At 45.1% G+C, this 6718-nt stretch carries 2 protein-coding genes and 1 pseudogene; all 3 read right to left on the bottom strand.

Translation table 11 applies throughout. The annotated features are described in order from the left end of the window. Nucleotides 1–304: pseudogene (locus ACFIJK_RS08595) on the bottom strand (filamentous hemagglutinin); the annotation flags it as partial. 61 nt (nt 305–365) lie between these two features. After that, the gene (locus ACFIJK_RS08590) at nt 366–767 is read right to left on the bottom strand and encodes a hypothetical protein (RefSeq protein ID WP_375627504.1); all 402 of its coding nucleotides are present in this window, start codon (nt 765–767) and stop codon (nt 366–368) included. Next, nucleotides 764–6718, bottom strand: a 5955-nt coding sequence (locus tag ACFIJK_RS08585; RefSeq protein ID WP_375627503.1) for a hemagglutinin repeat-containing protein, incomplete at its 5' end; no start/stop codon positions are given. The genes ACFIJK_RS08590 and ACFIJK_RS08585, both read right to left, overlap by 4 nt.

Here is a 6718-nt window from a genome sequence, read left to right as displayed (position 1 = left end):
CTATATTGCCAAGGCTATACAACAGATTCTGGTACTTCTTCGTCGAATTGGTCAGAGCACCCAACTTACCTTCTAGAGCACACTGATACCCTGCAATGAACAAATCTACCAAGAACGAATCGCTATGAGGGAACATCAGAAAATAGTGTGGATCATTCTTGTTATCAGCCAACTGAACCGCATTATGGGCTGCATCATCTGATGTTGTAAAAATACCATTGAGAAAAACATGAACCTTGCCATCAGAACCTTTTTGTAAATTCTGTTGTTCTTCATCCGTTAAATAATGTGCGTGAGGAAACAATCCCGCACAGGCATGTAAAAACGTGAGTGTGGGGATTGTTGATCGTCACAAACAGCAAAACTTAAGGTTGGCATTCATCCGCATTTTTATATTTTTTACAAAAAGGGCTGTTTAAGCGCTTTTCAACACTTCGTTTCGGAATGACCGCGCCTGGTCGACAAATCGGAAGGTTTTCCCTCCAATGATTCACACACCAAGATGGACCGCCATATCTGTCACGGAATCCTGCTTGAATCATACAAGCATAAATTGTTGCATTATCATTATTGCTGAGCTTTTGATTTTCAGCCTCAAGATAATTAAGATGTGGCATGCCACATTCTAATAAGGCTTTTCCTACCTCGGTAAAGTCTGCTCCTGGCTTGATCCACCCATATACTTCCCCTGGAGGAGATTTGTCCATATCACATCCAGTAATACTTAATAGAATGAGCAGGCTCAATAAGTTAAATCGTATTTTCATTTTTTGTTCCCTGTTCTCGTGGAATAAAATTTTATAAAATCAAATGAACCGTAATCATTTTTACACTTAGCACTTGCATCAGCATAACAATTATGGGTACTAGGATTATAGCCGATGATCGCTCCCCCCATCTCTCTGAGGGGTAGAATTAACGGATGTAATGAATCATATGGTTTGGAACGTACCCCATAAGCCGTAGGCCAATTGTAACCAATCACTGTACTAATGGGGTCTAACATATGACCTTGTATGTAGATATAATTTTTTTCGCCATCGCTTAGATAATCTACTGTATTGGCCATCGATTGCATGTGAGCAGCCGCTCCAACAAGATAGAAGTCTGTTTTCTTGGCTACACTGTGGATACCATGTTCTTGCAAGTCATTTGCTCCATTGCGTATTGTTAAGGTACCCCGGCTATGCCCACTAACAATAGCATTGTCATTGCCATAACGATAGATAAAATCTTGGAACTTTTTGGTTGAATTGGTCAACCCCCAAGAGCCCCCTTCAAAAAACTTTTGATAAAATGCTACCCCTAATTCTACCAGCACATCGTCAGCTTGGGGAAAGTATGTAAAATAAAGGGGACCATTTTTATTAACAGCCAATTGGACAGCATTACCCGCAGCATCATCTGGTGAATTAAAAATGCCATTGTAGAACATATAAACAGCACCATTAGGGCCTTTTTGTAAATGCTTTTCTTCCTCTGGCTTTAAAAAGTGATACAGAGTGATATATTTTCCATCACTGCCTTTTATAGGTTTTCCATTTTCATCGGTTAAATAGAGGACATTGCCATTTTCATCATGCGCAACCTCACCTACTGGGTGCTCTTTGACATTTGTGATTTTATAAATTTTATCAAGGTATCCCAATCCTTCATCCGATAAATCATTGATCATATCTACGCGATTATGAACGATCCCCTCAAGCGATGTGGCGTCCACCGGTGCAACGGCTTGGTGGGCTGCTGCGGTGTTGCGGTTGAGAGAGCCAATGATTTGTCCAGCATCTTGCCCCATCGCCCTCTGTCCAGTTGTATCAGTAAGGATGATAGTCCCATCACTGATAGCAGATTTGGTTTCCCCTTCTGCTCCATCCTTGGCTTTGCCGTGATTTAAAACATTCTTGGCAATGTTCTTTATCGTGTCATTCCCAGAAATGCTAAACCCATGGCTGCTGGCTTTAGCATGGGCACTGTTGCTGATATCACTGGTGCTAATGCTTCCTGTGGTCAGGCTGTTTTTGTCCGCCGGCGCGGTGCTGGCAATGATGCCTCCGGTTAGGGTCGTTTTGTCTTTAACAATGATATTAAAGCCGCCATCACCCGCTTTGATGCCTGATTGCTCCACAACACTATGATAATCGCTGGAGGATTTATCCTTTTGGAAAGAGGCGCTCATGGAGCCCCCACCACCCGTTTGTCCAGCACCAAACCCAACAGAAACAGAGTCTTGCTTGCTGGAAGTTTGTCCCGTATCACTGCGGCTGGTAATGGCAAAATCACCACCAACCTCTATTTCTACACGCTCTCCAGAAACCACGGCGCCTGCCAATGTGGTGTTTGCCCCACTCGTGGTATGAACTGTGCCAGTGCCTATAATATGGCTGTTTTTGTGTTGAACTTCCTCACTGGAACCTTCCCCTTGACTAAAAGAAGCACTGCCCGTTGCCCCTGCGCCACCCGTGCCATAACCGGTGCCAACACTCATTGAAGCACTTTCACTGCTGTTTTGTGTGCTTTGCGTATTTTGCGCACTTTCAAAGGTGATATCTTCACCTGCTTCCATGGTGATGTTCCCGCTCTGTGCATCATTTTCCAGCACATAGATTGGATTGGTACCAGCGATAATATCAGCGCCAACACCATGAATGCTGCCTTTGTGGGCATGCATGTTAACAGCGCGTCTGCCTTCTATGCTATCTGTCACTGCGGTAGATGTCTGAACAGATGCCTCCGCCTTCTCAGTTTTAAAGCCCACGGTTACACTGCCAGATGCGCCAGCCATATTGGCAAGAGCATCCTTGGTGGAGCCCCCCATCCCTCCTAATGGGCTACTCAGTCCTTTGGTTGTGTTCCCCTTTTCCCCCGTATTGCCAGTCAGCCAATCAACAAAATTCTTGCCTTTGTTAAAGAGGTGATTGATTTTCATGCCGGTCAATATGCCATTAATAACTGTATTGTTACCATCCTTATTGTTCATACGGTCCGCTGAATCTTTTAGTCCTTGTACCGTGCCAAGGACACCGATATCAGCAGAGGCTGTCACACCAGCAAAAGACTTTTCATGTGTCTCTTTGCCGTTAGAGGTATCATAGCTTTCTGATAGGGTAATATTATTGCCAGCGTCAATGTTGACATCACGATCCGCCGTAACAATGGCTGCTTGCATATTTACATCATTGTCAGCAGTAATCTGCACATCTTGGCGTGCCGTGATGTGTGATTGTGTGGAAGTATTTTCCCATTGATCGCCCGTATCTTTGGCGCTTGCAATTCCAACACCTACAGAAGCACCGCTGTTGCTCTTTTCAAACTGAAACCCAAAACCTGAGCGTTCTTCCTTTGAGCTTGAGGAATGGCTATTATGACCAACAAGCACATTGACATCACGAGCTGCGGTAAGATTAACATTTTCCCCTGCAAGATCAGAGCCAACAATTGTCACATCTTTTTTCTTGGCAGTGATGTTGATATTGCCATCCGCATTGAGAGAAGAACCTTGATGTTCAAAACTCTCTTCATTTTCTGTCTTTCCCTCACTCCCGTATATCGACACAAAGCCCTTGCCTGATCCCACACCAAAACCCGTTTCATGCTCCTCTGAATGGCTCTTATGATGATCTGTCATGCCATCAATCGTCACACTTTCTCCGCTCACATTGATATCTTGACCGGAAAGCAGATGAGAAGCAGAAATCTTGGCTTCTCCTTGTGCGTCTAACACGATGTTGCCCGTTGCCCCAAGGATAGAGGAGACCGTTGTGGTATGCGATTGAGATGTATCGGAAGATTCCTCATGCAAAAAGCCACTTGAAGACGATTGTGCTTGCTGATCCAACTGTTCTTGGGCGCCTTTTATGACAATCTTTCCCCCAGAGTGAATGGTAATATCCGCTTGTTTTTGATCTCCCAGTGCTTTCTCTTCTGACGTTTCCCCTGCCTTACCGGCTATGAGCGTCGAGGCTAAAACTTCCGTGTTGTTTCCAGATTCAATGGCAACGCCTTCACCCCCAGATATGAGTGAACCGGAAACTTGGGTAGCATCCACCTTGTTATGAACGGATTTGCTGCTACTAAATGCTCCACCGTCTTTATGATACGACATCTCATAGTGTAAGCTATCCTCTGCATTATTGATCAGGACATCGTTGCTGGCTTTCAGCCCTACCTTGCCCTCAGCCGCAATGGAACTACCTGTGATGCTAAGATCATGCGGCTTGCCATCCTGCCCTGCAATGACCGTGGTATCACCTCCCGATTTTATCGAAGAGCCAACCGCATGAGAGGCTTGCATATCTACTTTCGTGTTTTTGGCGCGAAGATGATATTCCATCTCATCGTTTCTCACCCCTATTGTTATCTCCCCTTGGGCGCCAAGTCCAACATTGCCCTTCGCATCGATATCGGAAGCAGCAATATGGATATCTTGACCTGAGATGACAGTGGTATCTTTTCCAGAACTTAAATGAGAGCCATTGTGCACGGCAACATGAGAAGTTCGATCCCCGCGATGGCTATTGGTACTGTTGCGTGTGGCATCAATTGAAACGTTTTCTTTTGCCTGTAAGGAAAGATTATCCGTTGCTTGAACATCAGAGCCTAGAATATTCAAATTATTTCCAGAGAGAAGTGTCGTCGAGCCTCCAGAGTTTAACACAGATTTATGATGCATGGTGGCATCACCCTGTTCATCATGGTAATGGGTTTCTGCTGAACCGATCGTCAAGTTGCCTTCTTCTGTAGCCATGGCAAGATCACCTCCGGTAGTGATCCCCACCCCTGAGGCGGTGATATCTTGTTTAGCAATCACCGTTGCATTACCCCCAGCAGAAAGCGCCTCGGTGTTTAAAACGGTCTCCACGCCGTCAACCGTTGTGCGCCCTGCATCCAAACGAATATTCTTCTCCGCAAGGATAACAGCATCCCCACCCGCCGCAAAATGCCCTCCTTGACTGAGGATATCCCCGCCATGCACATGCAATTGGTGATTTGCCGCAATCCGCCCTGAATTGATAATCGTTGAATTGCTCGTATTTTGGCTGGTGATATTCACATCATCGCCCATGATCAAAGCCCCAGCAGAAACAAAGGAGGCTCTGTCTTTTTCGGGGATGTAAAGCACCGGTGCATAAACATCCATGCCCTTGACCTGTTGGCGCACATAAATCACCATCGGGGCTTCTAGGGACGCCAATTGTTCTTCACTCAAAGCCTCACCAAAGGGGAGATTGTGGGCTTTTGCATAGTCTGCCCCACCATCCAGCAAAGTTTTGACTTGTTCAATGGCATCACTTCCAGGAATAAAGGAACCTTTGCCCAACCCTTGACCAACAAGATCACGCATTTGTTTTTCAATCAGCTGCTTTTCGAAATAAGCATCGCCTAAGAAAAAAATCTCCCGATCAGGATTGTAACCTATTCTGTTCAAATAATAGGCTGAGCCATAAAACTTGCCAACATCAAGGAATTCTGCCCGCGTTTCATAAATGAAATTCTGGTTGGGCAGCGTGCCCCCAACCCCACCCGATTGGGGTTTTGGTAAAGGGAGCCCCTCAGAAAGTTCTCCTGCATTATTGAGATCCACTTTTGGTGTAAAGAGAGCGCCAGCTCCAGGCAAACCACTTAAGGACTCCAGTGGATTGCCCCCAACTGCTTGTGCTTCAAAATGCGCATCCCCTGTAATCGAACCTTCCGCTGCCGTGTTATTGAGTTGATCGACCACCAGATTTAAAGTGCCACCCGCTTGGACAAGACCAGGAGCGGTATCAAGAACTTTTGAACCAGTATGGCGATCCTTGCCATTGGCTATATCTAAAGAAACATCGCGGCTTCCATCAGCTTTATAGCCATAACAATAACCATCCTGCGTATTGGCATTACACCCCATATAGGTTTTTTTATAAGCCGTTGCACCTAAATTGGTCAGCGTCTTGGCGTGGATATCAGCATTTCCCTCTGCTCTCATAATGCTATAATGGTTGTCAATGGTATCAGCGTTAATGATGAGATTGCCACTAGATTGTATTACCCCCGAAACAGTTGGTTTATGAGAAAACCCTTGCGTGACAGTCTTTTCTGTCATGTGTGACCAATTTTCGTTTATTGACCCAAACCATCCGCCCTTCTGCCGAGAACCATTCCATCGATACTGTTCTACAGAGTTTCTTTCGTCAATATATTTCCAAGTAAATGCCTTATAGACTGTTCCATCGCTTGAAATTGCGGTGCCATAGGTTTCTTCTTTACTATTCCAAAGTGGATTATCTAAGTAAATGTATAAGTGTCCTTTCCAAATTCCGTTATCATCTTGATGTTCGTGCCCTTGTCCCCAAAGACCAACTTTCGCATCATGATATAACATCCCATCACTGAGTTGATCAGAATCCTTTGGTCTTTGGAAAGAAATATCGCTATATTCCGTTTTTTCCGTGATGACGGGCGTGCTATCGGCTTCGTTTTTTAGAGTGTTGGTTTGGATATTTAAATTTCCACCTGCTTGAATAAAGCCCGCTTTGTTAACAAGCGAAAGGCTTTTTCCGCTGCCAGCCGCATTGGTGAAAGATAAATCACCCTCTGCCATTATGGCGCCAAAACCATTCAACAAAGCCCCATCAACTTGTAAAGCACCATTGCCCTTCACATAGATTAAGCCCGTTTTGTTGTTGGTCACATTGCCCGTCACGCTGAAGACTAAATCCTGCCCTGCTGCCAATTGACCGCT

This window comes from Bartonella sp. PS17NMGDW (assembly GCF_042193555.1).
In the GTDB taxonomy this organism is placed as follows: Bacteria; Pseudomonadota; Alphaproteobacteria; order Rhizobiales; family Rhizobiaceae; genus Bartonella; species Bartonella grahamii.
This window is presented reverse-complemented; position numbering and strand designations above follow the sequence as displayed.